Origin of the sequence: Lysinibacillus canaveralius (assembly GCF_047301505.1) — a bacterium.
Taxonomy (GTDB): Bacteria; Bacillota; Bacilli; order Bacillales_A; family Planococcaceae; genus Lysinibacillus_B.
The window spans coordinates 43580-69070 of sequence record NZ_CP154840.1; the positions used below are offsets into that span (position 1 = coordinate 43580).

A 25491-nucleotide genomic window follows, 5' to 3' on the forward strand; every position below is an offset into this window, starting at 1 on the left:
TTATGTTTTTTCCATCAAACTGAAGAAGCAGCCTCTCTTACAACAGGAGGGCTGCTTTTTCTATATTTAAATATAAGAAAATTAGGAATATAATAAAGAAAGAGCAAAGGGAAGAAAGGTGAGCCTGCTATGACCGTGAAAAATTCGGATCGCTTTTTGACGGCGTTTAACCGGATTGACCATCAGATGCGGGATATTGCAGGAGTAAGAGACTATATGCCGTTTTACCGTCTAATTGATCAGGCGAAAAAGAAGAGTCTGCTCGTTCGGAAATATGAGGATGATTTACGTGCTTATGCGGATTTACGGAATGCAATTGTCCATCATCGAACATCGATGGAATTTGTCATTGCAGAGCCCCATATACAGGTAGTCGAGCAGATTGAGCATATTGATGAGGCATTGACCCGTCCGAAGCTTGTAGGACAGATGTTCAGAAAGCAGGTCATGACATTTCAGACGACCGATTCTCTTCAACATACACTAAAGGCCATTCGAAAGAGAAGGTATACACAGTTCCCTGTCTATGAGGGAAAGGTTTTTCGGGGGCTTGTTACAACGGTTGGTATTACGAACTGGCTGGCGAGTTCTATGACTGGAGTACAGCTGCCAAAAAAATTCCGACATTGCATGATATTTTGCATCATGAAAAGCATGAGGTAAACGATCAATTTATTAGCCGATACATAACGATCTATGAAGCAGAAGAGATTTTTAAGCAAGGTGTAGAGCGCGGCCGCCGCTTTGAAGCGCTGCTTATTACAGAGCATGGCAAACCGCACCAAAAGCTGATTGGGATCATTACGCCAATTGATATTATGAAGGTGGATTAAGGGGAACGCCATTTTTTAAACTAACGTAGAGGGAGCCGTTTTCCAGCACCTGCGCATAGAAAACATCTTCTACCTTCATGACATTTTTCTTTTTTAATTTTTTTATCAGCCAATCTTCTGTGAGATTTAAATTTAATAAGTTCGGTAAAATGACTTTTCCATCATTAATCACTTGAGTAGGAATATATTGAGTAGGTGTGGTACTAGCTTTTACGTCCTGTTTTGTTGCAGCTTCCATACCTGGCTTTTTCATAATACTTAATTCGCCATTTGTTTCGAATACAGCATAATCTACATCGGCCACGGAAAAAACACTTTGTTCACGTAAAAGCATTGATAACTCATCTAAACTGAGCCGTGCTTTTTTTAGATTTTTGGGAAGGATCGTACCGTTTTGAATAAGAATAGTTGGTTTATCATCAAATAGAACACGTAATTTTTCAGATTTAAGGGATAGATAACTAATGAGTATAGTTAGCACTGTCCACCAAATCAGGGCAACAAGGCCGTCCCAAAAAGGTGTTTCTACCTGTGCTGATATTTCAGCTGCAATAGACCCGAATGTAATGCCTGTGACATAATGGAAAAACGTTAATTGGCTGATTTGTTTCTTACCGATAATGCGGGCCAAAAATAAAATAGCAAAAAACGCTCCAGTTGTTCTTATGATCATTTCAAAAAAATTGAATTCCATTTTATCCACTCCTTACACGTTAACTTGAGCGCAAAGAAGGGAAACTATACAGCAATTAAAATACAGAAAGCGTGAAAAACATGACAACAGCTTCAGCAGTAGCAAAACAAAATAACCCTGTATACATAATGATGGTGCTTATTGGCATATGTCATTTAATCAATGATGCAATGCAATCGGTGATACCTGCTATGTTCCCGTTGCTTGAGAGGGATATGGGTCTAAGCTATACACAACTGGGTCTCATTTCCTTTACATTAAATATTTTTGCATCTGTCCTTCAGCCGGTCGTTGGCTTTGTGACAGATAAAAAGCCAATGCCTTATGCGCTCCCAATCGGGATGGTCAGCTCCTTTGTGGGACTGACGATGCTTATTTTGGCGCCGACCTATTGGATGATTTTAATATCTGTTCTGTTTTTGGGGCTAGGGTCTGCAATCTTCCATCCGGAAGGGTCTCGTGTGTCCTTCATGTCTGCGGGAAACAAGCGCGGATTGGCTCAGTCGATTTATCAAGTAGGAGGAAATTCAGGACAGGCATTAGCGCCTCTCATCAGTGCTTTTTTGATTTTACCATTCGGGATGAACGGTGCTGCTGTCATTTTAGTATTGACGGCAATTGGTATTTTCATGCTGACGAAAATTGCCTTATGGTATAAACAGAGATTAGAAGAAGAGAAGCTGGCGAATGTGAAAAAGGTACTTATTTCTTCACTTCCTCCTCTGACGAAAAAACAAGTAGGCATTGCTCTAGGGCTGTTGTTTACTGTCATTTTTGCTAGATCTTTTTATACAACTAACATTACAAATTTTTACGTATTTTATCTGTTGGAAGAATACGGTTTAACGATAAAAGAAGGACAGCTGCTGATCTTTCTCTTCATGGCTTGCGGGGTAGTAGGAACATTTTTTGGCGGTCCGTTATCAGACCGCATTGGTCGTAAAAATGTCATTTTATTATCAGTTGTCGTGCCGATTCCGCTCTGCTTGGCACTGCCTTATGTGCCGCTGTGGCTGGTGGTCGTACTGCTGATTGCTATCGGATCTCTTATTATGATTAGCTTTTCGGTAACCGTCGTTTATGCGCAGGAACTTGTTCCTTCTAAAATAGGCACAATGGCTGGCCTGACAGTAGGGCTGTCGTTTGGGATGGGCGCCATTGGGGCTGTTGCAATCGGGCTGCTCATGGATGTCATAGGGATTGAAAAAACAATTATTATCATTTCACTCCTGCCGCTTTTAATGCTGGTTGCCTTGGCATTGCCGAAAGATGGAGGAGCTGAAGAAGCTAGCAAAGGTTAAGTGTTTTGTAAGCAGAAAGATAAGCAATTCCATGTGGTAGTTACTATTTTTAGAGTAGGAGGCAATATAAATGAAGAACATCTTAGTCACTGGTTTTGACCCATTTGGGGGAGAAAGCATCAACCCGGCATTAGAAAGCATCAAGCAATTAAAAGGCTTGCTCGTTGGTGAGTATCAAGTAGTCATTCGTGAAATTCCAACCGTATTTGGACTATCTTGTGAAAGGTTAATCGAAGCTGTAGAGGAAACTAATCCGGACATTGTAATTTGTGTTGGTCAAGCTGGCGGCAGACCAGATATTACGGTAGAACGGGTGGCGATTAACGTAAATGATGCCCGCATCCCGGATAATGAGCACAATCAGCCGATTGATACACCTATAATCGAAGGAGGACCAGTCGGTTACTGGTCTACGCTTCCGATTAAAGCGATGGTAAAGGATATGAGAGAAAGCGGCGTTCCAGCCTCTATCTCGCAGACAGCCGGGACCTTTGTCTGTAACCATCTATTTTATGGTCTGATGCATTATGTAGCTCAATCCGGAAAAGCAATACGAGGCGGGTTTATCCATATTCCGTTTCTCCCGGAACAAGCAGTCCATCATACCGGTCAACCACATATGTCAATGGAGACAATCGTAAAAGGATTAAAAGTGGCAATCGAATCCGCTGTAAATTATGAGAAGGATTTATTGATTTCTGGTGGGCAGGTAAGCTAGGGCATAGAAAATTTAAAATAGATATCGGTAATTTGAAAATGTATTTATCCTAAATAAAAAACAACGGCAAATCAATTGCCGTTGTTTTTTTGTGTATGGGGAGGATCTCCTCACATATCTTCTACAATGAGATAAGCCATACGAATTGGTCCGTGTACACCAACAACTAGCTTCATTTCGATATCGGCAGAGTTGCTTGGACCGGTAATGAAGTGAATGGATGATGCCGTATCTGTATTGGCTCGCAGCTGCTGGGCAGCTTGGGTCATACGGGGGACAATGGTGCTCTTTGGAATGATCGCAATGGAGTTTGACGGGAGATAAGATAGCGACCGGCCAATGTCTTTGCTTGTCTGAACAACGATCGTCCCGGATTCTGCTAGCGTAATATCACTAATTACGACCCCAATATTGGCCTGTTCAGCTATTTTCACATTAATATTTTCTTTTTCATAAGCCCATTCATGCATCATAGGATTATTCATAAGCAGGGAAGTAAGCCCTAGTTCCTCAAAGCGAGCGTCTTTGCTGTAAATTCCTGTTCCTCCTCCAAATGTCTCTACCGTCTCCTGAAAAACATTTGGAAGCTCGGCTATTGTACATGTTAACGCGGTAGTATGAATATTCATACACTGTTCAATAAGTACGTGCACCAGCTCATTTTGTGATTGGCCCTTGAGTACCGATGCTTGTGGGTTATATTGCCAAATACGCTCAGGCTTCTCCGTCGACGGAGAGCGTCCAAGGCGTCCGGCGATGTCAGCAAGAAATTGCTCGCGGTTTGTAATTGTCATCGCTGTTCACCGTCCTTCCCGCGTTTTTCAAACCAATCCCGGAAGCGCTCTTTATTTGGAGCAGGGAATTCACGAATATCTGTCCATGCCTTTAAAGGACCTGGCCCCCTAGAAATAGTATCTCCTTTTCCGAAAGGCTTCATAGCGGCCGATGCCATTTTTGAACCGAATCGATAAAGGGCGCTTGATGCAGTCCCAAAGCCGAATGCATTCATTAATGCTGTCTCACTAACCGGTGCACGCCCTTCTCGTTCTACTATGACTTCCCGGTGCTTGTGCAGCAGCTGATGGAGCGGAATTTTCACCGGGCATACATCCGTACAGGCACCGCAAAGCGTTGAAGCATAGGGAAGCTCTTTATAGTCATCGTATCCACCGAGAAGGGGAGAAAGGACTGCCCCAATTGGACCTGAATAGATAGAACCGTATGAGTGTCCTCCGATTTGACGATAAACTGGACACACATTGATACAGGCAGCACACCGAATGCATTGCAGAATCGGTTCAAATTCACTTCCTAAAATGGAAGACCTTCCGTTATCGACGATAACAAGGTGAAACTCTTCTGGGCCATCGACTTCCAGTGGTTTCCTAGCGCCTGTCAGAACGGTAATATAGCTAGTCAGCTTTTGTCCGACCGCACTCCGTGTTAACAGACTAACAAGTACTTCCATCTCCTCGAATGTGGGGGCGAGCCGCTCCATTCCCATAACAGTAATTTGTGTTTTAGGGAGGGCAGTGACAAGGTCGGCATTTCCCTCATTTGTCACGAGACAGACGGAGCCTGTTTCTGCGACAGCAAAATTGCATCCTGTAATACCAATATCTGCTGTAAGAAAATGCTCGCGCAGTACATGCCGTGCATGCAGAGCAAGCTCCTCAGGAATAGAGGAATTGACGTACCCGTTTTTCTCGGCGAAGACCTCCCGAATTTGCTCTTTATTTTTGTGAAGAGCAGGCGTCACGATATGGGAAGGAGGCTCATGATCATCCAATTGCAAAATATATTCCCCAAGATCCGTTTCAATTACTTCACAGCCAGCTTGCTTTAAATGATCGTTTAAGCTGATTTCTTCCGTTACCATCGATTTGGCCTTTACAACCTTTTTGGCCTGCTTTTTTTGGGCAATAGAAACGATGTAATCATTTGCCTCTTCTGCTGTACGGGCAAAAAATACATGGCCGCCCTGTTTTTCTACATTTTCACTCAGCTCATATAAGTAATAGTCCAGGTTTGAAAGAACATGCTGGCGGATTTCCTCTCCGTGATTTCGCCATTCCTCCCAATTGCCTAGCTCTTCAGCCGCAGCAGCACGGCGGGTCTGAAAGCGATGTTGTGCAGAAGAAACCGCATTCCGCATGAATTCATTTTGAAGGTTTTCGTCCACCCGATTTGGAAACTGCTCATTGGAAATTTTCATAGCCATACCCATTCCTCCTTTACACCATATTGAGTATTTCTGCGATATGCTTCGTCTCGACCTGTAGGTCCTGGCGTCTCATTCGTCCGCCGATATTCATTAGACAACCCGCGTCAGCACCAATTAAATAGTGCACACCAGTGGATTGGATATTCATAACTTTTTCATCTACCATTTGCTCCGAAATTTTTCCCATTTTTACTGAAAAGGTACCTCCGAATCCGCAGCAATTTTCCTTTAACGGAAGCTCGATGATCTCCAGTCCTTTTACATGCCTTAAAAGCGTAAGCGGAGCACTTTGTACTTGTAATAAGCGTGTCATATGACAAGAAGGGTGGTAAGTAGCCGTTCCTTCAAGTTTCGCACCTACATCCTCAATTTTTAGCACGTCCACAATGAATTGCGAGAGTTCGTATGTCTTCATAGCCAGTTTCTCTGCTCGTTCTTGCCAAAACGGTTCATCCTCAAACAAATGGGGATATTCCTTCAACATATAAGCGCATGAGCCTGAAGGACAGACGACATATTGTGCGTTTTCAAAAGCACGAATCGTATGCTTCATTGTCTCGCGGGAGGCCTTTACATAGCCGCTATTGTAAGCCGGCTGCCCACAGCATGTTTGCCCTTTTGGAAAATCAATCGTACAGCCGAGTCTTTCTAACAGTTCCACTGTGCTTTTTCCAATGTTGCTTTGAAATAAATCCACTAAACATGTAGCAAATAATGAAACTTTCATGAAATCACTCCTTTTTTTCACTGTACAGCTTGTGTGAACGGAAGTCAACAGGTCATCTGATGACTAGTATAAATGAACGCTATATAGATTTATTTCTGTAAAACGAGTATTTTTAGTTAAAAATCATCGTTTTTACAGTGGCGAGATGGCGGGACATTGCTTCTTTGGCGCCGCGGTCATCCTTTCGTTCGATTGCCTTATAAATAGCTATATGTTCATCATGCAGCTGTTCTAGTGCTTGCGGATTTGTAGTACCCAGCAATACCCTTGTTTGTTGAATTTGGTCGGCGAGGGGCTTGGAAATATGTTCAAGCATCGTCACGAGCAATTGGTTGTCCGCTGCTTTAGCGATGGTCGTATGGAATAAAAAGTCCGCCTCGCTGCTTGCCTGATGATCTGTTAATGCCTCGCTCATGATGTGAATGGCTTTCTGTAGTGTCATTAGCTGATCTTGTGAACGGCGTGTAGCTGCTTTTTCAATTACACCGAGTTCCAGCAATTCCCGAACTTCAAAAATTTCTTCTATATCCTTTTTATCAAACAGAGCAGAGGGGGGCATTTGAATCGTAATGTCTTCGGTACTTAACTGCCTGACAAATGTACCTTCTCCATGACGAATTTCAATTAATCCCTTAGCCTGCAAGGACATAAGCGCTTCTCGGATAGCTGAGCGTCCTACATCAAAACTTTTTGCTAGCTGCTCGACGGAATCAAGACGCTCACCCGGTAAAAGTTTTTTATCAATCATTTGATATTCGATTGCCTCTGCTACTTGTTCATAAAGTTTTTTTTGCCTGATTTTTTTATAGTCCATTATTCATCGCTCCTGTAATGGCTTTGAAAAAAGCTGTTTCCTATAGGAAACAGCTTACATGCCGGGATTTAATGACGGTTTTGCGCCATCCGGTATTTTTTCTGGGTTAACGACAATCGCCTCTGTAATCGTCAACTCATGCATTTTATTATTGTACGTAAACTTGAAGATACCGTTATCAAAGTCTGTCCCGATTTCTTTAAAGAAAATCCCTTCGATAGAGGCAAATTTAGGACATGTGAAAGCGACCTTGAAATGGTCTTCTGTTTCGACCAGATAAGCACGTACGCCTTTTTCGTATACATCATAGGAATCATCCTCTGTCGGGCGTTTGATGGATACAATGTGGAAGTCGACAAATGGGACTTCCTTCAATAATACATTTAGGAAGGAACCTCTTGTAATCTCCTCCCAGCGGCTTTGTGCACTTTGGCCGACGATGATTTGTGTAATGTCATAATTGCGGGCTATTTCGTTGACAACTTTTTGAATCGGGCGCTTCTCGTTATCTTTGACGATAAATTCTTCTACCTGAAGCTCTTCTGCAAGCTGTCTCCATTGCTCAATATAGCCCGATTTTTCCGCATCGAATGCGTCCAGCGGTTTTGTATCTACTGTTAGCACATATAATGGGCAATCCAGTAATGTTGCTAGTTTGTGTCCTCTACGAATCAGCCGTTCCCCATTTAATCCGTAGTACACACAAACTAAAATGCTTTCATCCATTCGGCCTCTCAAATGCTTCATTTCAGTTTGCACCTCTTTTAAATATTTGAAATTATACCTAATCAATGTGTCCAATAATTCGAGAAAATTAGTATGAATAAGTGAAAAATAGGCTTAATGCAGTGCAATGCACCCATTTCTATTGTATACTTAACATGTATGGCATATTGGATTTTTGTAATTTATTTTTAAAAATATTAAAATCGAAACAATTTGCAACATTGAAGTTTACTTTCTTACTTATGAAACAATATTATGAAGTGAGTTAAATCTTTAGTCAAGTCCGTTTCTTATTTTCATTTTTCACTTCTTCTAACAGGAGTCTCTCACCTTAACAGGCAGGAGAGATAAAAGAGGAATCCCTCTATCCGGCAGATGCCTTACGGTCTGTATAAAAGAAGTGATAGCCTCCGGTGAGTTATGCGATTCGGAAGGGCATTCTTGAAAAGGAAGTCAGCCTAAGTTCGTCGCATCACGCGATAACGGGTGACTGACAGACATTTATATGAGCCCATTCACAAAAATGAATCCTGACTCAATTGCGGCAAGGCGTAATTGATTTCATAAAGTACCAGTTTCGATATTCTTGGGGGGTTTTAGTTTGTGACGATTATTTTTGCCATCTTACTTCCATTTATCGTAGCCGCATGTATTCCTTTTGTATATAGGCGATTTACGAATTTGCATATCGGCTGGTTCGTGCTAGCGGTACCGGTCATCTTATTTGGACTTTTAGCTACATATATCCCTCGTATTGCAAAAGGTGAAACCTACACCTATACAATTGAGTGGATTCCCTCGTTCCATATAAATTTCACCACCTATTTAGACGGTCTAAGCATGATTCTTGGGCTGCTTATTACTGGTGTCGGAAGTTTAGTCATTTTATACTCGATTTTTTACCTGTCGACAAAAGAATCACTACATCACTTTTATTGCTACCTGCTGCTCTTTATGGGAGCCATGCTTGGGGTAGTCCTATCAGACAATTTAATGGTCCTTTATGCGTTCTGGGAACTGACAAGTGTATCTTCGTTCCTGTTAATAGCATTTTGGCATCACCGGAAAGCTTCGCGTGCAGGAGCGCGTAAAGCAATGACAATTACCGTTATAGGCGGTGTAGCAATGCTTGTTGGGTTTTTGCTGCTATATGCCATCGGCGGCACGTTCAGCGTCAGGGAGCTCATTTCCCAGGCAGACATGCTGCAGAGTCATGTCTTATTCGTTCCGGCAATGCTGCTTGTTCTGCTCGGGGCATTTACAAAGTCTGCCCAATTTCCATTTCATATTTGGCTGCCTGATGCCATGGAGGCACCTACTCCTGTATCCGCATATCTTCATTCTGCGACAATGGTTAAGGCAGGAATCTATTTAGTTGCTCGTACAACCCCTATTTTCGGCGGTCATGAGGTATGGTTCTGGACCGTAAGTGTAATCGGCCTTGTAACGCTTTTCTGGGGTTCCTTTAATGCAGTAAAACAATTCGATTTAAAAGCATTGCTTGCGTATTCGACGGTCAGTCAGCTTGGATTGATCATGTGCTTATTAGGGCTTGGATCTGCAGCACTGCACCTCGGTTATTCCACAGAGTCGGTGATTTATACGCAGGCAACATTCGCTGCGCTGTTCCACTTGATAAATCATTCAACATTTAAGGGAGCCCTGTTTATGATGGTCGGAATAGTCGACCATGAAGTGGGGACACGTGATATCCGTCGCTTGGGCGGATTAATGGCACTTATGCCGTTTACTTTTACAATAGCGGTAATCGGAAGTTTTTCTATGGCAGGTCTTCCACCGTTCAATGGGTTTTTAAGTAAGGAAATGTTCTTTGCCGCTACTTTGCACATTACAGAGCTAAATATCTTCTCACTTGAAGCATTTGGCATGCTGTTTCCTATCATTGCATGGATAGCAAGTGTGTTGACATTTGTCTACTGTATGATCATCGTTGCTAGGACTTTCCTTGGAAAGGTGAAACCGGAGCGTCTGGAAAAGCCTCCGCATGAAGCGCCATTTGGCATGCTTATTTCGCCATTCATCTTAATTGCGCTTGTAATCGGTATTTTCTTATTCCCAAATGTATTAGGGCACTATATACTGCAGCCGGCGATGGCAAGTGTTTACCCTGGTTTCCCGTCTTCAGAGGAGCTTACGCCTCATATTTATGCATGGCATGGTATCAATACAGAGCTGCTAATGACGGTCGGGGTAGTTGTGCTGGGGATTGTGTTATATCGTACGCTGAAAAAATGGCGTCCGATTTATCGCATTATCCCAGAGCGGTATACACTGAATGCTTTATATGAACGTGTTATTACGACGAGTGAAAATACATCTGGCAGTATAACAAGACGTTATATGAATGGAAATCTATCGTATTACTTTATGTATATTTATATCGTTTTTGTGGCAGCAGTAGCAGGGTACTTCTTGCTTTCTGATGCATTCAGCTGGCAGCCATCCAAGGACTCTTCGGTTCAGTATTATGAGCTCATTCTTGTGTTGGTCATGATTTTTGCGTCTGTTGCGCTGCTATTTGCGAAGGGACGTATCACTTCCGTCCTGTTAAACGGCGTATTAGGGTATTCTGTAGCCTTCTTCTTTGTTATCTTCCGGGCACCAGATCTAGCGCTGACACAGCTTGTCGTAGAATCTGTAACGACTGCATTGTTCTTGATCAGCTTTAAATTCCTGCCGGAGTTAAAACCGGAAAGAACCTCCAAGGCTATTGTCTTTTCAAAAGCCCTTGTGTCTATTTTAGTTGGAGCGACAGTGACATTGATTGGCTTAGCGGTAATGAACTACGAGAAATTTTCTGCTATCTCTGTCTACTTTGAAAATGCTTACGAGCTGGCCGGCGGTAAAAATATCGTCAATGCGATTTTAGGCGACTTCCGGGCATTTGATACGATGCTCGAAGTAGTAGTGCTATTTATCGCGGGGCTTGGCGTTTATACACTTATTAAACTAAAGGCAAAGAAAGGAGATGCAGACGTTGAAAATAAATGATGTCATTTTACGCACAGTCGTAAAAGGTGTTGTATTCATCGTATTGACACTCGGTGTCTACCTCTTCTTTGCAGGGCATAATGAGCCGGGTGGAGGGTTCATTGGCGGGCTTGTGCTTGGCTCGGGTATCGTGCTTTTGTATATTACGTTTGATATCGAGACAGTTCATAGAGGAATGCCTTTTGATTTTAAAAAGGTGGCCGCGCTGGGGGTGCTGCTTGCTACAGGCAGTGCCATTGCTTCTCTTTTCTTTGGCGCACCGTTTTTGAAGCAGGCAGATGATTATTTTGAATTTCCGCTGCTTGGGGAAACCCATTTGACGACAGTCACCATCTTTGAGGCTGGGGTAGCTTTGACAGTTATCGGAACATTGGTGACGATTATTTTAAGTATAAGTGAGGATGAATAGCATGGAATCTTTAATGATGATATTAATTGGTGTTCTTGTAGCAGTCGCTACCTATTTAGTCCTCTCTCGTAAAATCCTTCGGGTCATTATTGGAACAGCCGTGTTATCGCATGCTGTGCATCTGCTGATTTTAACAGTAGGCGGTCTGAAAAAAGGGGATGTGCCGCTGCTTAGCCAGTCGGACGGCCCTTACACAGATGCTCTCCCGCAGGCGCTGATCTTAACGGCTATTGTTATCAGCTTTGCAGTGACGGCTTTTGTTCTTGTTCTGGCCTACCGTATGTATAAAACAAATGACGCAGATGATTTCAGCGAGTTGGGGGGATCATCTGATGAATAATATTATTGTATTGCCGATGATTGTCCCGGTTATTACAGCTATCCTGCTCGTATTTCTTCGTGATTTTATTAAGCTTCAGCGTATTATCAGCCTTATGACGATGGGGTTTGTCATCGGTGTTACGGCCTTATTGCTTGGTCTTGTACAATCCGGGGGGATTATGAAGCTGGACTTCAGCGGATGGCTCCCTCCATATGGCATCCTTTTTGTAGCGGATTCATTTGCGCTCATACTTGTCTTAACGGCTAGTATCATCACAGCCATTTGCTTGATTTATGCATTCGCTACCATTGGTGAACGCCATGAGAGGATGTTTTTCTATCCATTTGTGCTGTTCTTAATTGCCGGAGTAAATGGATCATTCCTAACAGGAGACATTTTTAATTTGTTCGTCTGTTTTGAGGTGATGCTGCTTGCGTCGTATGTACTAGTTGCACTGGGCGGGGAGAAGGTACAGCTGCGAGAGGCGCTCAAGTATGTCTTAATCAATGTAGTCGCTTCCTGGCTGTTCCTTGTGGCGCTGGCTTTCCTATACGGGACAGTAAAGACATTAAATATGGCACATATTGCACAGCGAGTTGCCGAATTAGGACAGGACCCAATCCTTACGACAGTGTCGATTCTATTCTTGATTGTCTTTGCGTTAAAGGCAGGGCTATTATTGTTCTTCTGGCTGCCAGGTTCCTATAGTGTGCCGCCTACAGCGGTACAGGCACTGTTTGCTGCATTGCTGACAAAGGTCGGCGTCTACGCATTATTCCGTACGTTTACATTGATGTTCCCATTGAATCAGGAGGTTACACATTTAATCATTGGTATAATGGCGGGTCTTACCATTATAGCAGGCTGTATGGGGGCGCTTGCTGGGAAGGATGTCCGCACGATTGCTACTTATAATGTAATTATCGCGATTGGGTTTATCCTCATCGGCCTAGCTACAGGTACAGAGACAGGCTTTGCCGGCTCTATTTATTATCTAGTTCATGATATGTTTGCAAAAGCATTGCTCTTCTTATTAATCGGTACGATGGTATATTTGACTGGCGAAGTCATCGTAAAAAGGATGAGCGGGCTTATTCGAAACTATCCATTGTTTGGTTGGATTTACTTTATTGTAATGTGTGCTCTTGCCGGCATTCCACCACTAAGTGGATTTATCGGGAAGCTGTTGATTGGACAGGGAGCAATCGAAGGTGAAAATTTTGTGCTGCTGGCATTAGGCTTTGCTTCCAGCATCATTGTATTATACTCACTATTACGTATTTTACTAGCGTCGTTCTTCGGAGAGACGACGATCAGCGAGGATCATCAGAAGCCGATTCCCAAGTTGGCGATGACAGCGTTCTCCTTACTGGCGCTTTGCCTCATAGTTCTGGGAGTAGGGGCCGAGGCATTCGCACCATTTATTGAAGACGCAGCAAAAACATTGGCTGATCCGAGCATCTATATAGAAGCTGTTTTAGGAAATAGTGAGTAAAGGAGGGTGAGCATATGTTAGGACAATTTGTATTAAACTTATTTATTGCTGCATTATGGTTTCTATTAAAGGATGATCCGCAAGCCGATTTTTCCACATTTGTAGCAGGATTTCTTGTAGGGATCGTCATTCTATATGCGATGCACCGATTCTTTGGTACACGCTTTTACCTGCGTCGTGTAGAGAAAATTATCAAGCTCATCCTCCTCTTTATTCAAGAGCTCATCCTATCGAGTATATCAGTCCTTCGGTGGGTACTCTCCCCAAAGTTAAATATTACCCCGGGGATTTTCACCTATGAGACAAAGCTGGAAGGTGATTGGCAGGTGACGGCGCTTGCACTGCTTTTAACACTTACACCGGGTTCTGTCGTCATGGAAGTATCGGAGGAAGGAAACCTCTTCTACATTCATGCAATGGACTTAGAAGAGGCAAAGGATTCAATTGTCCGTTCCATCGGAAAATTTGAACGGGCCATTTTGGAGGTGACGCGCAATGATTGAGAAAATAATGCTCGTATCGCTTGCGCTATTTATGGTAGCAATTGCACTGCTGCTCTACCGTATCGTAAAGGGGCCGACCTTGCCTGACCGTGCAATTGCGATTGATACAATTGGCGTAAACCTTATCTCGGCGATTGCTATCGTATCTATTGTACTGAAGACAAAAGCGTTTTTAGAGGCGATTTTAATACTGGGTGTTCTAGCGTTTATTGGAACGATTGCCTTTTCAAAATATATTGAAAGGGGCGTTATCGTTGAGCGAAAGTCAAGGGATTGAATGGATTGCTGTATTGCTGATACTCTTCGGCTCTATCGTCAGTGTCATTAGCGCATTTGGAATGCTGCGGCTGCCTGATGTCTATACACGTTCACATGCAGCGACGAAAAGCGCAACGCTTTCTGTATTGTGCTGTCTGCTGGGGGCATTCATTTACTTTTGGAGCCATGATGGCTATGTCAGTGTACGTCTGATACTAGGTATCATCTTTACGTTTATTACGGCTCCGGTCGCAGGCCATCTCGTATGCCGCGCTGCCTATCGATCACGTGTGCCGTTAGCTGAAGGTTCTGGTGACGATGCACTTAAAGTTGTGCTTTTTGGAAGTGAGACTGAAGAGGAGCCAAAGGATAAGTTAGTGGAGTTTAAAGTGGAGGAAGATTTGTCTCCAGAAAAGAAAGATCATAATCAAACTTGAAAAAAGGGGTACCTCGAGGGAGGATGCCCCTTTTCTGTCGGAAAAAAGGAATTATATATGCAGATTGCTAATAGGATAAAATAGAGGAAGCACTCGTAATAGAAATTTTAGGTAATGAATGAATACCTATATTCACCACTTGAATGTTTCGGAAGATGTGCCTATGATAGAAACCATGATGCTGGAATTTGCATTAGATTGATAGAGAATCGAGCGGGTCGACGTGAAAAGATTAGCTAAGGTAATCCTTTATGTAGCTGCCTTTATATTATTTTTTTATGCTAATAACAACTTGTTAGGGACAACAGAATATACAGTTGAGTCCGATAAGCTGCCGGAAGCCTTTGATGGTTTCCGAATTGTACAAGTGAGTGATTTGCATGATGCAACATTTGGCGATGATCAGCAAAGGCTTGTAAAGAGAGTGAAAGATGCCAATCCGGATGCGATCTTCTTGACGGGTGATTTGATAGATAGCCGGCGCTATCATTTAGAGAACAGCCTGGATGCAGTTGAACAATTTGTTACATTTGCGGACGTATATTATGTACTAGGTAATCATGAGGTAGCTGTAAATCAGACAGACGAAATTTACATGGCCCTCGAAAGCCTTGGCGTACATATATTACCGAATCAATCGATGGGAATAGAGCGCGACGGGGAGCGCTTGTCGATTATCGGTATCGAGGACCCGCTGATGGGTAAAGAAGTTCAGGAAATGCTGACTGAAGCGATGGCTGGCGTCGAAGAGAGTGCCTTTAAAATCTTATTATCCCATCGTCCGGAAAAATTCGAAACTTATGTAGAAAATCAGCTGGATCTTGTATTTACAGGTCATGCCCATGGCGGCCAGGTACGCCTTCCCTTTATTGGGGGACTGGTTGCACCCGGGCAGGGCTGGCTGCCAGCCTATACAAGCGGTATGTATGAAAAAGCTGACACAAAAATGCTTGTCAGCAGGGGGTTAGGCAATAGTCTGGTACCGCAGCGACTCTTTAATTTACCAGAGCTTATTGTAGTAGAATTGAAATCAACGTAAGAGAGGTCATCAGTTCAAATGGCTTCTCATACTGAAGACAGACTCAAGAAATGGTGCTGCACTCCAAAAGTTAGAGTTAAAATACTGACTTTTGGGGTGTTCTTTTATGGCCAAATATAATAAAGAATTCAAACTGAAAATTGTTCAAGAGTATTTATTAAATACTTTAAGTTTTGATCGATTGGCACAAAAATACGGTATGCCATCTTCCACACCCATCAAGCATTGGGTAAAGGCTTATAAAGCCTTTGGAGAAAAGGGTTTACAGAGAAAAGTAGTTAATGAGGAATATCCTGTTCAATTCAAATTAGGTGTATTACACTTTATGAAACAAACAGGTGCTTCTTATCAAGAGACTGCGATTCAATCTAAGCTGAATAATCCCAGTTTAATCGCCAATTGGAACAGAAAATTAGTAAAATAAGGAGTAGAAGGCCTGAAACATGCGAAGGGACGGGCAACTATGTCTAAAAAAAAGAAGAAAACCAAAACAGAAAAATTAGTGTCACGCGAAGAGCAGTTAGAATGTGAAAATGAATTACTTCGTTTGGAGGTTGCGTATTTAAAAAAGTTGAAGGCTTTTCGTGCGAATCCGGATGCTTTCCTCGAAAAGCGCAAGCAGCCATCGCCTTTGAACTCAAAGAAGAAGGGTTCCGATTAAGAGACATTTTAAAACAAATCGATATTCCAGAAGCAACGTATCATTATCACAACAAGCAAATGAACCAGGAAGATTCAAATCAAGCGTGGAAAAACTTGATAGTAGAGATATTTGAGAAACGTGAAGGTCGATATGGTTACTGGCGTATTCATTCGGAATTGAAAGCCAAAGGCTATAAAATTAATCATAAAAAGGTACAGCGAATCATGAAGGAATTGAATTTAAAATGTGAGAAATTCATGCGCAAATCTCGCTATAAATCATATAAAGGAACAGTAGGAAAAGTTGCCAAAAACATTTTAAACCGTCGTTTCAACACACCATACGTTCTTCAAAAATTAGTGACAGACGTAACGAAATTCAAATGTACAAATGATGAAAAACTGTATGTAAGTTCGATTATGGATTTATATAACAAGGAGATTATTGGATTTAGTATGTCAAAACGTCCTTCCTACATTAGAGTTTGTAATTAACTCGTTGAAACAAGCGCTACCAGCGATTGATAAGTATGCAGAATATTGAACAACGATCCATAAGGATCAAGGTTGGCACCGCCAACATAAAGTGTGGGTGAAAACATTAAAGCAAAACAAGATTTTCCAAAGTATGTCTCGCAAAGCAACATGTGCAGACAATGCGGCTATGGAGAATTTCTCTGGCGTACTTAAACAAGAAATGTATTACGGAGAAAAATTACTCTCTTACGAATCATTAAAGATGAAAATTGAAAAGTATATAGATTACTATAACGACGATCAAATTAAATAAAAAATCTAACTTTAAGGGGTCACTACTAATGCATCAGTATCCATAACGGCCTTCGTGTTCATTATAAATGGCTTGAATTTTAGCCTTTAACTCCACATCTTAAGCTGGTCGGTTCATCTTTTTTACTATATCGTAATATGTGCTACGTTTGATTCCTGCGAATATCACAAGCGCCTTCACCGAGTATTTATGCCTTCATTCAAAGATGACTCTTACTTTGTCTTTTTTGGTGATGTTTCCTTGGCTTGAACTAAGGTGTTCAACTTTTTTAAATACTCATTTTCCATTTCAAGTTGTTTGATGCGTGCTTGAAGTGCCTCAGTTGCACCTTCTACTGATACTTGTTTTATTTGATTTTTCATTTCTTTTTTCATGGATGGACGCCCCTGTTTCTTTGATTGAAGCCATCAAATTCTTTTGTTTCAAATTGCTTTTTCCAGCTATCGAGTGTGGAGGCAGTAGGTATGTTAAAGATAGCTACTGTTTCACATGAGGGCGTACCATGATTAATCATGTATTTTAGTACGTCTAGTTTAAACTGTGCAATATATTGTATACCGTTTAATAAATGTTTCTACACCATGATATTCATATAGTTTCGCCCATTTTAGAATCGCTGTGTGGTCAGTCCCTATGGACTCAGCGAGTTCAACTGAATTTCCATCTCCTTTTAAGTAACGTATAGCTGCTTTTATTTTTTCTTCAGGTGTATATTTCGCCATAAAAAAGCTACACCTCCAATTGTGATATGCTCCCCGTTGGGTAGACAGATTAAAAAATAAAATCTGTTTATCTAATGGGGAGATTTTTTATGTCTACATATTTTTTCTCTAAGGAAGAGAAATTGGCAATTATTAAGTTTTATCACGAGGAGCGGGAACATTTATGTCATCATGTTGAAGTAAAAGAGATTTATGCAAAACGCAAAGAAACGATTGAGCGTATCTTTGCCGATGCGAAAGAAAAGCATGGTATGTGTTGGACAAGCCTACGAGGTCTTAAAAAATTGTCCATGCAGGCGATACTTACTTTTTTTAATAAATTTAGAAAGCACTGCCTTTTTGGACATGGCAGGTTGTCTAATATGAAATCGTCTTGTAGAGAAGATTCACACCTGAAGCGCAGAGAGAAGTTGGATCCGAATATCTCTTTAAAAATAACAAAGTGACCTGTGAGACGCATTCCTGAATATTTTGTAGCCACTCTAGAAGAGTAGTAATATATAGCTCTTTTTAATACATTCTTATCTAATTTAAGTTGATTAAAGCTAAAGGAAACAAGTTCTCTATAGAAAAGTGAAGTCTCTTTTTGAAATGATTTCACATTAATAATTAAATAGGTATAACAAATCATCAGTGTGGATGTTTAGTATAAGAGAAATAGATCTAAAGTATTTATGTAAAGGGAAAATAGTAGAAAAGATCTTCTTTTTTTCTTCTTCTTTATATGATATAAATAATATTATATTTTTTAGTAATATTATCTATAAATGGTTAATAATAGTTTTCTATTATATAAAGGGGGTAAAGCGAGGATATAATATGAGGAAAATGATTGGGCTTGGCGTGATAATTACAACTTTGTTTATTTTGCTTGTAGTATTTGATTCTAAAAAAAAAACTGAGGAGTTGGATAATGAAATTACTGTTGAAGAGTTGCAAAATGGTCTTTTAGAGAATGAAGATTATTTTGTCTACTTTTATCAAACAGATTGTCTTGCTTGTAAAAAAACTTCTCCTATAGTTATTCCAATGACTAAAAAAATGAATATCGATTTAAAAAAAATAAACTTACAAAAAGATACTACAGGTTGGAAGGAATTTAAAATTAAAGGAACTCCCACAATTATTTATTTTGAAAATGGAAAAGAAGTGGACCGGATTTTTGCAAAGAAACCAGAAGAAACCTTTAGACAGTGGTTTGAAAAAAATAGTAAGGGAAAATAAAGTTATTCTTCGTGATGATTCAATAGGTATGCTGATAATAAAATAATTATTGTAAAAAAATACTTGATTATATTGTTAAATAGTGTAAAGTATTATAAGTAATATTACATAAATGGAAAAGGGTGGTTTTTTGAGTATTAAAAATGGATTTTTGAAAGTTTCAGTTCTACTTATGATGGTAATGATGATCTTTATATCTCAATCTTTATTACCAGTATCAACAAATGCATCTTTAAATGAAAATGATAAAATGATTTTAGAAATGTCTGATGAATTAGAGGCGTTTGAAGAACAGTATAAAGATGCAAGTGTTACTACGACAAATTCATTGAAAAAAGAATTAAATAAATTAGTTGCTGATAAAAAGATTATTCTTAGCGAAAAAAGTGCGAAACTAGATTTTTCTAGCGCCGTTGTGAAAGAAGATGGAAATTCAAAATTAGTCTATATACCTGTTGATTATAATGTATTAAAAAAAGGTTTGTTAAATGAATCATTTTTTGTGGCTGTATTTGAAAATAATCAATTATCATCTTATCAAGAAATTAAAATAATCGGTAATCCTGAAGAATTAACATCTAACGTATCTTCGTATTTAGATGGAGAAATGCTAGGTGAAGAAACTCTTCATTTAGAAGCAGAAGAGTTTGAAGTAACGGCAGCAGAACAAGATTCTTCCTCATTGGTTTCACTTTTAGCGCCAGATAAAGTAGAAGCCGGTTGGTGGGCTAATTTCAAAAAATGTCTGAATGACAAAGGAGTAGCAGCTTGGATTATTAGTAGCATCAGTATTGGCTGTGGATTCGCTTGTGCAGCAACTGCTGGTACTGGTTGTATACCTTGTCTATTAGGTTTATCTTTATTATCAGAAGGTGTTATCTCATACTGTGTGTTTAAAGCACAAGCAGAAAATAAATAACAATCCTATTGTCTTTTTAGAGAGTCTTCTAAACGATACGTTTAGAAGACTCTTTTTTGTAAATTACCTTTGACATTCACTTGAATGTAAAGTAAACTTTACTAACGAGGGGGGGATACTGATGAAAAATAATATAAAAATTTTAAGAGAGAAATTTAATTTTACTCAAGAACAGCTAGCAGGACTTTTAAAAGTATCTAGACAAACTGTTATCTCTTTAGAGAAAGAAAAATATAATCCATCCATTACCCTTGCCTTTAAATTGTCTGAAGTTTTTCAGTGTAAAATTGAAGATATATTTATCTATGAGGGGGAAGAAAATTGAACAAACAGCGAATTATTTTCTTAATACTGGGGATTTTAATGTTTTTAAATACGGTGCTATTTAATATTTCCTATATAGAAGCTGGTAAATTTCCAGAGGGGATTATTTTTCTTGGTATTACTATTATGAGTCTGTGTTTAGCATATGTTAACGAACATTTAATTGGAAAAGATGAACGTGCAAAAAAAATTCGTGAACGTAGTATATATATAAGCTATTTTTGGATTTTAATATTAAGTGTAATTTTATTAGTGTTAGTAAATCCATATACAAATATAATAAATTTATCTTCTTATCACTTGTTACTTTTATTTATAACTTTTTATATTTCTGTCGTGTTTTTAAGTATGGTTTTTTATAGCAAGAAGTTTTAAAGCCCTTGTCGGTAGTTCAGAGCTTTAGAAGTACTTAGTGTAAATAGAAAGGAGACTGAAGATAATTTCAAATTTCTTTGAATTTGACTTCGTTCAGTATGGGGGCCATTATTGAAATGGCCTTTTTTTATTGCATAAAGCACCGAAAGCGAATAGTGAGAAGGAGGGTGCCAAGTAAGAGGCAAATACAGTAATAGACAAATGCTTCTTTGAATGAAATCAAGAACGGTGATCTGAACATACAAAGCAGCCGCAAAATTACATGCTGCTATTGGCCAATTTACATTATAATAAGGAAAAAAGAAGCGTATCGTAGAGAAACGATACGCTTTTTTAAATAAAGGGGGATATTGTATGTTTACCTATAAAGTAGATGAAGAAATTTCCCTAAAGCTTGTAACACATAGGGATGCTGATGATATTTTCGATCTGATTGAACGAAATAGGGAGCATTTGCGTGAATGGTTAGGATGGCTTGATGTGTCGACAGAGATTGAAATGACCTATCAGTTCATTGACGCTAATCTCAGAAAATTTGTTGTGGATGAGGCGCTGGATACAGCCATTCTTTACAAAGGGAAAATCGTAGGGAAAATTGGTCTTCATACTATGAATAGAGGAAATAAGTCGGCGCAGATTGGCTATATGCTAGATGAGAATTATGAAGGAAAAGGAATCATGACACGTGCAGCAAAAGCAATGACGGACCTAGGGATGTTCGAATATGACTTACATAAAATAGAAATCAGAGCAGCAGTGGGAAATAAGAAAAGCCGTGCCATTCCAGAAAGACTTGGTTATAAAAAAGAAGGGAAAATTCGCAGCGCAGAATGGCTATACGATGAATATGTTGATCATGTCGTCTACGGCATGCTGCGGAGCGAGTGGTTAACAAGAAAATAAAAAAGAGGCGAAGCAAGAAAATCTTGCTTCGCCTCTTGCTATTCTTCATGGCCCTTGCCGTAGAAAGGATTGCCCATAATATATAAAACATTTTCTTTTGTTGATAGAAAAATTTTTTACACATCTTGAAATTTTTCTCTTGCTATAAACGTTTTAGTAAGTGAAGAGAAAGGGAGGGATTATATGGATGAGGATGTCGCGTTCATCAATCAAGTGCTGGCTGGTGATAAGCAGGCGTATACCCATATTATTAATAAATATAAAAATGCATTATATGCAACCATTTTACGGATGATGAAAAATCCTCAGACTGCTCAGGATTTACTGCAGGAAGCATTTATAAAGGTATATGAGCAGCTGCCAAAGTTCGACCAGAAGGGATCATTTAAAAGCTGGCTTTACCGGGTGGCGATCAACCATTGCCTGGATACGCTGCGTAAAAAGAGCTATCAAGTAAAGCAGGAGGCAATACAGGACGAGCAGCTAGTGAATGCTACCTCCCCTGAAGTCATCTTTTTAAAACGCGAAAAGAACAGGGAGCTCGAAAGGTTAATTGCCCGCCTCCCGGAAATGGAGCGGCTGATTTTGCTCCTTCGCTATGCAAATGACTGTAGCTATATAGAGATTAGTGAACTATTACATATTCCACTATCAGACGTCCGAAATAAATTGCACCGGGCAAAAAAGAAGCTGCGAATGAAGATAGAAGAAGGGGGCTATTTCGATGACTTGTCCAAAAGAGGATGAATTATTGGCTTTTGTAGATGACATGCTGGAGGATTCCGAGAAGGAGCTTATTCTACGGCACCTTCACGGCTGTATGTATTGCCAGCAGCAGGTAGAAGTACTGCATTATGAACAAGAAGCGCTAAAGGAAACACTCATAGAGCCGGCATTAAACGATGATTTTGCTGACATAATTGTTGCCGGTCTTCAGCCATATGAGAAAAAGCGGACAAGAATCCGCCCCAAATATGCACTAGGAACAGCAGCCGGCCTCATTCTTGCAGCAGGGATTACTTTTTCGGTCAGCCCAAGCTTTGCGGAGCTGCTTGGCGGGATTTTCAAAAGCGACCGGGTGGATGAAGGCCTTCAGCTGGCAAGCAATACAGAACTGGCAGAACGAGTGAATATTGCTGTAGAGGATCAAGGGATTACATTACAGGTGGAGGAACTGATTGTTGATGCCTCCCGTATTGCCTTCTCCTATAAAATCACGAATAAGTCTGGGAAGATGCTGGATCCTTATTTAGAAAGCAATGATACTAAAAATACAATCACCTTGCATAATGAAAAGGGGGAAGAAATAGGGCCATCGAGCTGGAGTAACGCGGATGACCACGGAGTAGTTGAATTTTCCTTGCATGATATAGAGCCGTTTATGAAAGGGTTTATCCGTATGGATGTAACGGAGGTTTCAGGAAAAACAGGTAACTGGCGAATAGAAGTTCCAGTCGATTTAACAGCTGCCTATGCAAAACAGGTCGCTGTAGAAATTGATGAGAGCTATGAAGTGGATGGAGTGGAGATCGAGCTGGAACAGGCGAAATATTCCACCTCCACAACAGAAATCTTTTACAGTACGGCTTATACAGAAAGTGCAAGACAGGAGATGCTGGAAGATATAGAGGAAAAAGGGCAGCAATTCTCTAAAGAAATAGCAACCGATTTTATTGGCTATCATCCCCGTATAGGCTACAGAATTGAAGATGAGCAAGGACAAGTAAAGGGTTATTATAATCTGCTTGCCAATGAGGAACGCGGGCATCCAGTCGATTTGAATATGATTGGCGGCTACGGCAAATGGGAAGGTGACTATGCGGAAGTAGGCAAAACATCAATGGTCGATACATTTGTTCCGGAGCGGGAAGAAGAGCATTTATATTTTGTGCTGGATACCATTTATAAAACAAAGACGAGTGATTTTTCTGTCACGTTCAATACAGAGGAGCTGCCTTATACATTTGAATATAATGGCTATGAGCTGACGATTGACTCCGTGGAACGTGAGACGGATTATTCCTTGCAGAAGTCGTGGAAACCGGTCAGAAGGGAAGTAACGACCCGTGTCAAATTGTCAGGTCATGCAGAACAGAAGGCTCCTGATTTAGCAGGATGGGCGCTTGAGGATGCAAATGGAACGATTTATCAAACTTTTAGCAGCGGTGCCACGTTAGATGAGACAGATGATCAAGGACGTTTTAAACGTGAAATAGAGCTGATTTCCTATGATTTACAAAAAGTACCGAAAGAGCTGACGCTGCATTTGATAGCAGAAACAGAAGCCATTAAGCTGGATAAAGAATGGCGTGTGCCGTTATTTAAATAAAAGTAAACCGTCCTCCTGATGAAGGAGGCGGTTTACTTTTTTATTATTTACACAAAATTATCTTGCCGATAAGGCTTTTTCCATTTCCTCCAACAGGTCTCTAGCGGAGATAACTCTTTCTCCTCCACCCTGAACAAGTGCATCATTTCCGCCGCCTTTTCCATTGATAAGAGGCAATATACTACCAGAAATATTCTTCATCGATACTTCTCTGTTTGCGCCGCGTGCAGCCACGAACTGTAGCTTGTCCGCATTGTCAGCAACTAAAAAGGTGATTGCTTCGCTATTTTCTGCAGTGATAAAACGTGCAAGCTTCTGCAGCTCTTGGATTGTGCGGTTTTCATAACATTCGCTAACGATGATTTCTCCATGACCTGCCAAATCTTTGGCTTCATAGACAAGGAGGGCATCCTTGGCCTCAGCAAAAGCCTTTTCTGTTTGTTTAGCTGTTTGCATTATCTTTGCGAGTGCAGGCCCAGCTTCTTTTTCCGGCACACTCAACTGGCGTGAAACATCTGTCAGTACATTTTTACGCATAGCTAGCTGTGCACGCACACGGTCACCGCAGACGAAATGAACACGGATATTGGACTTCATCTTTTCCGTTTCCATAATCTTAATCATCTGGACTTGGCCTGTAGATGTAGGGTGGGTGCCGCCGCAGCCATTGTAGTCATAATCTGGAATGATAACGAGACGGATATCGTCATCGACTGTGACATCCTTTCTCAGGTTGTACTGCGCCAATTCTTCTTTTGTCACCCACTTTGTTTCAATGGAGCGGTTTTCTAAAATAATATCGTTTGCACGCTTCTCTACTTCAGCTAATTGCTCGGGTGTGATTTCTGTTGTGTTTAAATCAATAGCTATAAGCTCTGTACCTAAATGGAAGCTGACCGTCTGATAGCCGAACAGCTCCACAAAGGCTGCTGTCAGAATATGCTGGCCTGTATGCTGCTGCATATGGTCAAAACGTCTTATCCAATTGAGCTTTCCAGTCACGGTCCCTGTAATGGCTTCCACATCTTCGTTTATGTAATGGCGGATTTCTTCCTCCACTTTTTCAACGTTGATGACTTCAAGACCATTGATCCACCCCGTATCATGCGGCTGTCCGCCGCCTGTTGGATAGAACGCTGTATTGGACAGTACAATATAGTTTCCAAGATCATCTGTCCCTGTGTGAATCACATCTGCGGAGAATTCCTTCATCATTGCGTCTTGGTAATAAAATAATTCCTTCATATCCTTCACTCCTTTATTAGTTATTGTAGCGCGAATCGTTCATTTGACGCCAAACAAAAAATGTTTATGATTAAGAAGAGAGATTCGGGAAAGAAGGAGTGAAAAATATGGAGATTGGTGCATTTTCGGTTGAAGAAATAAAAGATCCAACAAATATTATCGAGGGAAAGCGCTTTGAATTTTTAATAGATATAGAAGTGGATGAAGATGATGATCTATATTCAGAAGCTGGTATAGAAGCTCGGGTCATTGTTGGCCAGAAAGAAGAAGAAGTACGTATCTTAAATTATTTCCTTATTGATAAAGGTGATAACGAGATGTTGGAGTTCGCATTGGAAGAAGAAGAGGAAGAAATAATTTTCCGTTTTGTACAAGAAGAACTAGTAGGTGAAAGTGCTGGTGAATAACCAGTATTTTCTTTCGAAATAAAGTATAGTTTATCTATACGGATTAATGGTTTTTGGAGATAAATCTTTGTTGTATGGTATTTTATAGGTCCGCGATGT

31 protein-coding genes and 2 pseudogenes are annotated in these 25491 nt (G+C 40.6%); 25 read left to right on the plus strand and 8 right to left on the minus strand.

Features of this window, described 5'->3' with window-relative positions:
* Positions 1–129 precede the first annotated feature (129 nt).
* Positions 130–663, plus strand: coding sequence for a hypothetical protein (locus AA0Y26_RS00215; RefSeq protein WP_413364317.1), 534 nt, complete (start codon positions 130–132; stop codon positions 661–663).
* Complete coding sequence (locus AA0Y26_RS00220; protein WP_413364318.1) at positions 639–833, plus strand: hypothetical protein; 195 nt, start codon at positions 639–641, stop codon at positions 831–833. The genes AA0Y26_RS00215 and AA0Y26_RS00220 overlap by 25 nt, the downstream gene beginning before the upstream one ends.
* Here AA0Y26_RS00220 and AA0Y26_RS00225 read toward each other — a convergent pair.
* A complete protein-coding gene (locus AA0Y26_RS00225; protein WP_413364319.1) occupies positions 817–1527 on the minus strand; it encodes a DUF421 domain-containing protein in 711 nt (236 codons plus the stop codon). The two genes, AA0Y26_RS00220 and AA0Y26_RS00225, sit on opposite strands and share 17 nt — an antisense overlap.
* Before the next feature lie 80 nt (positions 1528–1607).
* Between AA0Y26_RS00225 and AA0Y26_RS00230 the strand changes: the two genes are divergently transcribed.
* Positions 1608–2828 carry an MFS transporter gene (locus AA0Y26_RS00230; protein WP_413368374.1) on the plus strand — a complete coding sequence of 407 codons (1221 nt, stop codon included), beginning with the start codon at positions 1608–1610 and terminating at the stop codon, positions 2826–2828.
* A 70-nt stretch (positions 2829–2898) separates the two neighbouring features.
* On the plus strand, positions 2899–3546 hold the full coding sequence (pcp, locus tag AA0Y26_RS00235) for a pyroglutamyl-peptidase I (protein WP_413364320.1): 648 nt from the start codon (positions 2899–2901) through the stop codon (positions 3544–3546).
* Positions 3547–3656: 110 nt separating this feature from the next.
* Here the strand turns inward: pcp and AA0Y26_RS00240 are convergent, their stop codons facing one another.
* From AA0Y26_RS00240 to AA0Y26_RS00260, 5 genes are all read right to left on the minus strand, one after another.
* Positions 3657–4340: a LutC/YkgG family protein gene (locus tag AA0Y26_RS00240; RefSeq protein ID WP_413364321.1), complete on the minus strand. Its 684-nt coding sequence runs from the start codon at positions 4338–4340 to the stop codon at positions 3657–3659.
* Complete coding sequence (locus AA0Y26_RS00245; protein WP_413364322.1) at positions 4337–5767, minus strand: LutB/LldF family L-lactate oxidation iron-sulfur protein; 1431 nt, start codon at positions 5765–5767, stop codon at positions 4337–4339. Before AA0Y26_RS00245 ends, AA0Y26_RS00240 begins: the two co-directional genes overlap by 4 nt.
* A 13-nt stretch (positions 5768–5780) precedes the next feature.
* Positions 5781–6497 (minus strand): (Fe-S)-binding protein, encoded by a 717-nt coding sequence (locus AA0Y26_RS00250; RefSeq protein WP_413364323.1) that lies wholly within the window; start codon positions 6495–6497, stop codon positions 5781–5783.
* Between the two features lie 112 nt (positions 6498–6609).
* Positions 6610–7311: a FadR/GntR family transcriptional regulator gene (locus AA0Y26_RS00255; protein ID WP_413364324.1), complete on the minus strand. Its 702-nt coding sequence runs from the start codon at positions 7309–7311 to the stop codon at positions 6610–6612.
* Between the two features lie 54 nt (positions 7312–7365).
* Positions 7366–8058, minus strand: a complete 693-nt coding sequence (locus tag AA0Y26_RS00260) for a universal stress protein (protein ID WP_413364325.1) — start codon at positions 8056–8058, stop codon at positions 7366–7368.
* A 582-nt stretch (positions 8059–8640) separates the two neighbouring features.
* On the opposite strand from AA0Y26_RS00260, the gene AA0Y26_RS00265 reads away from it, so the two are divergent.
* The 12 genes from AA0Y26_RS00265 (at position 8641) to AA0Y26_RS00320 (ending at position 16944) form a co-directional block, all read left to right on the plus strand.
* A complete protein-coding gene (locus AA0Y26_RS00265) occupies positions 8641–11049 on the plus strand; it encodes a Na+/H+ antiporter subunit A (protein ID WP_413364326.1) in 2409 nt (802 codons plus the stop codon).
* Complete coding sequence (locus AA0Y26_RS00270) at positions 11036–11458, plus strand: Na(+)/H(+) antiporter subunit B (RefSeq protein ID WP_413364327.1); 423 nt, start codon at positions 11036–11038, stop codon at positions 11456–11458. The genes AA0Y26_RS00265 and AA0Y26_RS00270 overlap by 14 nt, the downstream gene beginning before the upstream one ends.
* A gap of 1 nt (position 11459) precedes the next feature.
* Positions 11460–11798 (plus strand): Na(+)/H(+) antiporter subunit C, encoded by a 339-nt coding sequence (locus AA0Y26_RS00275; protein ID WP_413364328.1) that lies wholly within the window; start codon positions 11460–11462, stop codon positions 11796–11798.
* Positions 11791–13275, plus strand: coding sequence for a Na+/H+ antiporter subunit D (locus AA0Y26_RS00280; RefSeq protein WP_413364329.1), 1485 nt, complete (start codon positions 11791–11793; stop codon positions 13273–13275). Before AA0Y26_RS00275 ends, AA0Y26_RS00280 begins: the two co-directional genes overlap by 8 nt.
* A gap of 14 nt (positions 13276–13289) precedes the next feature.
* Complete coding sequence (locus tag AA0Y26_RS00285; protein WP_413364330.1) at positions 13290–13778, plus strand: Na+/H+ antiporter subunit E; 489 nt, start codon at positions 13290–13292, stop codon at positions 13776–13778.
* The gene (locus AA0Y26_RS00290) at positions 13771–14055 is read left to right on the plus strand and encodes a Na(+)/H(+) antiporter subunit F1 (protein ID WP_413364331.1); all 285 of its coding nucleotides are present in this window, start codon (positions 13771–13773) and stop codon (positions 14053–14055) included. Before AA0Y26_RS00285 ends, AA0Y26_RS00290 begins: the two co-directional genes overlap by 8 nt.
* Positions 14033–14473: a Na+/H+ antiporter subunit G gene (locus AA0Y26_RS00295; protein WP_413364332.1), complete on the plus strand. Its 441-nt coding sequence runs from the start codon at positions 14033–14035 to the stop codon at positions 14471–14473. The genes AA0Y26_RS00290 and AA0Y26_RS00295 overlap by 23 nt, the downstream gene beginning before the upstream one ends.
* A 223-nt stretch (positions 14474–14696) precedes the next feature.
* The gene (locus AA0Y26_RS00300; RefSeq protein ID WP_413364333.1) at positions 14697–15512 is read left to right on the plus strand and encodes a metallophosphoesterase; all 816 of its coding nucleotides are present in this window, start codon (positions 14697–14699) and stop codon (positions 15510–15512) included.
* A gap of 106 nt (positions 15513–15618) precedes the next feature.
* Positions 15619–15936 (plus strand): transposase, encoded by a 318-nt coding sequence (locus AA0Y26_RS00305; RefSeq protein WP_413364334.1) that lies wholly within the window; start codon positions 15619–15621, stop codon positions 15934–15936.
* A gap of 39 nt (positions 15937–15975) precedes the next feature.
* Complete coding sequence (locus tag AA0Y26_RS00310; RefSeq protein WP_413364335.1) at positions 15976–16173, plus strand: hypothetical protein; 198 nt, start codon at positions 15976–15978, stop codon at positions 16171–16173.
* Between the two features lie 59 nt (positions 16174–16232).
* Positions 16233–16649, plus strand: coding sequence for an IS3 family transposase (locus tag AA0Y26_RS00315; protein ID WP_413364336.1), 417 nt, complete (start codon positions 16233–16235; stop codon positions 16647–16649).
* Between the two features lie 133 nt (positions 16650–16782).
* A complete protein-coding gene (locus tag AA0Y26_RS00320) occupies positions 16783–16944 on the plus strand; it encodes an IS3 family transposase (RefSeq protein ID WP_413364337.1) in 162 nt (53 codons plus the stop codon).
* 36 nt (positions 16945–16980) lie between these two features.
* Here AA0Y26_RS00320 and AA0Y26_RS00325 read toward each other — a convergent pair.
* A pseudogene (locus AA0Y26_RS00325) lies at positions 16981–17666 on the minus strand (helix-turn-helix domain-containing protein); the annotation flags it as partial.
* 146 nt (positions 17667–17812) lie between these two features.
* Here AA0Y26_RS00325 and AA0Y26_RS00330 point away from each other — a divergent pair.
* The 8 genes and pseudogenes from AA0Y26_RS00330 to AA0Y26_RS00365 all read left to right on the plus strand — a co-directional run.
* Positions 17813–18027: pseudogene (locus AA0Y26_RS00330) on the plus strand (transposase); the annotation flags it as partial.
* A gap of 467 nt (positions 18028–18494) precedes the next feature.
* Complete coding sequence (locus tag AA0Y26_RS00335; protein WP_413364338.1) at positions 18495–18890, plus strand: thioredoxin family protein; 396 nt, start codon at positions 18495–18497, stop codon at positions 18888–18890.
* 112 nt (positions 18891–19002) lie between these two features.
* Positions 19003–19809 (plus strand): hypothetical protein, encoded by an 807-nt coding sequence (locus tag AA0Y26_RS00340; protein ID WP_413364339.1) that lies wholly within the window; start codon positions 19003–19005, stop codon positions 19807–19809.
* Positions 19810–19930: 121 nt separating this feature from the next.
* Positions 19931–20134: a helix-turn-helix transcriptional regulator gene (locus tag AA0Y26_RS00345; protein WP_413364340.1), complete on the plus strand. Its 204-nt coding sequence runs from the start codon at positions 19931–19933 to the stop codon at positions 20132–20134.
* The gene (locus AA0Y26_RS00350) at positions 20131–20508 is read left to right on the plus strand and encodes a hypothetical protein (RefSeq protein ID WP_413364341.1); all 378 of its coding nucleotides are present in this window, start codon (positions 20131–20133) and stop codon (positions 20506–20508) included. Before AA0Y26_RS00345 ends, AA0Y26_RS00350 begins: the two co-directional genes overlap by 4 nt.
* Before the next feature lie 354 nt (positions 20509–20862).
* Complete coding sequence (locus AA0Y26_RS00355) at positions 20863–21411, plus strand: GNAT family N-acetyltransferase (protein ID WP_413364342.1); 549 nt, start codon at positions 20863–20865, stop codon at positions 21409–21411.
* A gap of 183 nt (positions 21412–21594) precedes the next feature.
* Complete coding sequence (locus AA0Y26_RS00360) at positions 21595–22158, plus strand: RNA polymerase sigma factor (RefSeq protein ID WP_413364343.1); 564 nt, start codon at positions 21595–21597, stop codon at positions 22156–22158.
* Positions 22136–23740: a DUF4179 domain-containing protein gene (locus AA0Y26_RS00365; RefSeq protein WP_413364344.1), complete on the plus strand. Its 1605-nt coding sequence runs from the start codon at positions 22136–22138 to the stop codon at positions 23738–23740. Before AA0Y26_RS00360 ends, AA0Y26_RS00365 begins: the two co-directional genes overlap by 23 nt.
* A 57-nt stretch (positions 23741–23797) precedes the next feature.
* Here AA0Y26_RS00365 and AA0Y26_RS00370 read toward each other — a convergent pair whose 3' ends face one another.
* On the minus strand, positions 23798–24985 hold the full coding sequence (locus AA0Y26_RS00370) for an alanyl-tRNA editing protein (protein WP_413364345.1): 1188 nt from the start codon (positions 24983–24985) through the stop codon (positions 23798–23800).
* 107 nt (positions 24986–25092) lie between these two features.
* Here AA0Y26_RS00370 and AA0Y26_RS00375 point away from each other — a divergent pair, with 107 nt between their 5' ends.
* A complete protein-coding gene (locus AA0Y26_RS00375; RefSeq protein ID WP_413364346.1) occupies positions 25093–25392 on the plus strand; it encodes a DUF6509 family protein in 300 nt (99 codons plus the stop codon).
* Positions 25393–25491 lie beyond the last annotated feature (99 nt).